This is a genomic window from Okeania sp. SIO2F4, from assembly GCF_010672385.1.
GTDB lineage: Bacteria > Cyanobacteriota > Cyanobacteriia > Cyanobacteriales > Microcoleaceae > Trichodesmium.
Genome location: NZ_JAAHGT010000888.1, coordinates 1 through 4,033, shown reverse-complemented (window position 1 = coordinate 4,033; position 4,033 = coordinate 1). Strand labels below are relative to the sequence as shown.

At 34.0% G+C, this 4,033-nt stretch carries 4 protein-coding genes; all 4 read right to left on the bottom strand.

Annotated features, from left to right (window positions below; translation table 11 throughout):
- Positions 1-282: 282 nt before the first annotated feature.
- A complete protein-coding gene (locus tag F6K22_RS34505) occupies positions 283-1,497 on the bottom strand; it encodes a caspase family protein (RefSeq protein ID WP_293108827.1) in 1,215 nt (404 codons plus the stop codon).
- A 405-nt stretch (positions 1,498-1,902) separates the two neighbouring features.
- On the bottom strand, positions 1,903-2,289 hold the full coding sequence (locus F6K22_RS34500) for a type II toxin-antitoxin system death-on-curing family toxin (protein WP_293108825.1): 387 nt from the start codon (positions 2,287-2,289) through the stop codon (positions 1,903-1,905).
- The gene (locus F6K22_RS34495; protein ID WP_293108822.1) at positions 2,286-2,522 is read right to left on the bottom strand and encodes a hypothetical protein; all 237 of its coding nucleotides are present in this window, start codon (positions 2,520-2,522) and stop codon (positions 2,286-2,288) included. The genes F6K22_RS34500 and F6K22_RS34495 overlap by 4 nt, the downstream gene beginning before the upstream one ends.
- 604 nt (positions 2,523-3,126) lie before the next feature.
- A partial coding sequence (locus F6K22_RS34490; protein WP_293108820.1) for a CHAT domain-containing protein occupies positions 3,127-4,033 on the bottom strand: 907 nt, incomplete at its 5' end.

Sequence of the window (4,033 nt, the reverse complement as noted above, 5' to 3'; positions counted from 1 at the left end):
TCTATTTTTAGGAGTCAGGAGTCAGGAGTCAGGAGTCAGAATGAATGGTTTCAATACCATTTTTTAGTTCGTAAATCATCTTTTTTCTCAAAGGGACATTTGCTGTAAAATATTTTTATCACCCTTACTATTCGTAACATTCTTTTTTCAAAATGGTATAAGCCAGCTAAAAATAAGCAATATAACCAATTGTTTAATTTAATTCTCAACATATCTTTCTCCATTTTTTCTCTATAAATTAAAATAAAAGTTAAACATTAACCATTCAAAAAACTAAATAACTTAATTTTGCGGCTTTAATAAAAATCCAGGCTTAACACCACCTTTAAAAGTTGCAATTCCCACTAAACCATCACGGGATTGAAAAATTAATTTAGTTCTAGATTTTTCTTGAGGATAAATAACATTAAATACAGCACCATTGGTTAGTTGACTTATCTTTTTTGCTTCTAATCCTCCCAACCAAACTTGAGCTTGATTACCTTTTACTTCTGTAACTACTGCATTAGCAACGGGATAGGAATTTTCGGTCAAATATATAGCTTGACTATCTAATTTAGTACCTGTCTTAACTTCATAAAATGAATTTTGTTTTAAGGTAGCTGGAATTTGTTTATTAGTATAAGCGATCGCCTGTTTTGGCGTACCTGTTTCTTGCCATAAATATTGTGTAAATAAATAACTAAAAATTCCGGCATGAAAATCCAGAATTTTTACATCTTTCGCAGTTTGAAAAGGTTTAGCAGAAGCAAAAACTACTCCTTTTGCTACACCACTTTGATAACCTTTAACAAACTCATCTTTAGACATATCCAGCCGAGATAACCATTTTTCTTGATCACCCTTTTCTTGAGGAGCAATTTCTATTTTATTTCCACCAGCACGAGAACGAACAGTAAAATCTCTAGTTGTCATTCCCGAAAAACAACTATCAAGAATTCCGGTGAAATTTTCTGTCTTTAAAGCTGATGTAAGTAGAAATAAAGTATGCCCCATAATATCATCAACTACACCACCAAGATCGGGATTAGGAAAAGAACTATCTATGGGAACTAATGTACCACTTAAACCACTACCATCCATCAAAGAAGTCTTGACAATAGGATTAGGGTCTCTGACGTGAGAACCATGTCCAGAATAGTGAAAAACTGCCACATCTCCTGGTTTTGCTTGTTTAATTAAATGCTCTTCAAATGCTTCTAAAATTCCTTGGCGAGTAGCTAGTTCATCGGTCAGAATATAAATATCTTTTGGGTTAAAACCAAAACGGTGAATTAATAGTTGACGTTGCATTTCTGTATCATTTACACAACCTCTTAAAGGTGCTTTTTGATATTTATTAATTCCTACTAATAAAGCAAGTTTGCGTGGTGTACTTTGAGCTAATACTTTGCCATAATTTTCTGCTTGGGATAAAAATTTTAATTTACTTATGCCAAGGGTAGCAAGTATTGAACTACCAAATTGGAAAAAATTACGGCGGGAGATAAGAGACATTTTAAATAATTTCTTCTTTTGAGACTTTATGAAAATTATAGCAATCTTAAATAGGTTGGTAAAATTTTGTCGTAGGGGTTTGGTCTCCAAACACTTAAAGCTATATTTCAGCTAAAAACGTAGGTTGGGTAGAACGAAGTGAAACCCAACAAAGCTTTCTTATATCAATTACCAAAAGTAATGCCATACTTGGGCAAAACTTCAGTTATGAAGTATCCACGCTAGATCAATCACATTTTAGCTAATTATGAGTCATTTAATGTCAATTATTCTTGTGTTTACTTCTCCCTCACTCCCCTACTCCCCTACTCAATAAAATGTATAAAAGTTTTTGAGAAATGCTATTAGTGTTGGGTTTCGTCCCTCAACCCAACCTACAGTTATTGCTAAATATTATTTCAATGCTTAAATCTCTACAGAATTTTCTGCTAACCACTTCCCTAGAGATTCTTGATTTTCTTCTTCACTTGCTAGCTGTTCCATAATTGTCACAACTTCTGGTTCGGGTACTTCTAGCAAATAGTTATTAACCAATAAAAAAGTTGCCATAACTGCAAAAGCTGTTCTTTTATTTCCATCAATAAAAGGATGATTTTTAGCTAGACTATAGCCATAAGCTGCACCAACTTCAAATAAATTCGGTTGACTATAAGTAAATAAATGTCGAGGTCTAGCTAAACTAGCAGACAGTAAATTTTCATCTCTAATTCCTGAACTTCCTCCATGTTGAATAATTTGGTCTGCATGAATAGCTTTAGCAATACCTTCACTTATCCAAATAGGTTCTTTCATTTGCCTAACTCTCGCAAAGAATTTTTATATTTTTCACTAATTTTTTTATAAGCATTCATAGCTTTTTCAAAATTAGCTTCGTTAGGTCGATCGGTTTCTATTTCTGGCATTTTATAATCTTCTGGCACAAGAATAATAACTCTCACATTTGTAGGAGCATCTATTTCTAGAGGATGTTCTAAAATTAGATTTCCCTTATCGTCAATTTTTCCGTTTATTTCTATTGCTTTCATTGTGCCGATATAAGTTATTTAATAATTATTATAAATATTCTAACATCAAAGTGAAATGTAGAAATGTAGGTTGGGTAGAACGATAGTGAAACCCAACATCCTAGTTCATTATTGTAGGGTGCGTTTCGCTTTAAATTAAGACTATGAAAGAGATTTAACAATCCGTCGCAGGGCACCATTGAATATGTGTCAGTCTAGTAGGCGACCAAATATTTAATTATTCAGATAAATAGCACTTATCGTATTAGGTGCGTTACGGCGCAATCTACTCTGTTAGAGATAATGTATTCCTAATAATAGCGCCTTTTCATGTTGCGCAGCAAAACGCACCCTACAAATATCTACTACAAATATCTACTATTAAATTGGGTACAATAATTGTCAAACCAAATATATACCTATTTTTGTTGGATTTCCTCCGTCAACCCAACCTACATATTTTAACCAGATAAAGAATTTGTCACTCAAGGATTATTTTTGACTTCTGAGTTCGCAAGGGAGCAAGATGCTCCCACTGTTCCCTTTTTTTTGTTTTTGGGTTTCCAACCTTTCTTTATCCTTCCTTTTTTTCTTACTTTTGAATTTTGACTTTTGAATTTTGAATTTATTTCCATTCTCCCTGCACAACAAATGGCGCCCAATAATAAGGGGAATTCCAATTCTCTGAACTTAACATTTCTAACTGAGTTTCTCTCATTGCCTCTACTGGATTTTTACCTGTTTCTAATATTTTCTGATAATATTTTTCCATTAATTGAGCAGTCGAATTATCTGCTACACTCCATAAACTTACTACTACTCTTTTAGCTCCCGCATACATAAATCCTCTGGTTAAACTCACTAATCCTTCCCCTCTTATTTCTTCCCCAATTCCTGTTTCACAAGCACTTAATACTACTAATTCCGCTGGCATTTCTAAGTTAAATATATCGTTTAATTGTAAAAATCCTGGTGTTTCTTTACCTGTTTCATCATACAAAGAAAGCACTAATCCTGATAATTCTGGTTGAGTTTCATTTAATAGTCCGTGGGTGGCTAAATGTACTATTTGATATTGGGATAAATCGGGATTTATTGCGGTTTCTCGATTGGCATTAAAGTCTAAGGATAGTTGTTCTAAATTGTCAGGAACTAATGCTAATATTGCTTCGGCTTCTTGACGGGTTCCTTCTAGACGATTGAATGATGAACCGAGAAAATATTCTAGGGAACGGGTTAATTTCATTGTGGTTAAATTATTATTTTCTGTTTCTTTTTTTGGTTGAGAAGCTATTTGAAATCTGGGGTCGTTATCTGCAAATACTGGGTCGGCAATAACAGCTACTTTTTTCGGAGCAGGGGTTCTACCTTTGACTTGTTCTCTAAGAATGGCAATACTTGAAGATGAAGGTAAGGTGACAATTTCATGGTTGACAATTAGGGGTTGATAATTTTGACCCCCCTCATTCCCCCCTGCAAGGGTGGAGGATTTTTCTCCTTCTACTATATTTCCCCCCTCTCGGAGTAGGAGA

Coding starts and splice junctions, on each gene's coding strand:
- F6K22_RS34505 (WP_293108827.1), bottom strand. CDS start 1,497: ATGTCTCTTATCTCCCGCCGTAATTTTTTCCAATTTGGTAGTTCAATA.
- F6K22_RS34495 (WP_293108822.1), bottom strand. CDS start 2,522: ATGAAAGCAATAGAAATAAACGGAAAAATTGACGATAAGGGAAATCTA.
- F6K22_RS34500 (WP_293108825.1), bottom strand. CDS start 2,289: ATGAAAGAACCTATTTGGATAAGTGAAGGTATTGCTAAAGCTATTCAT.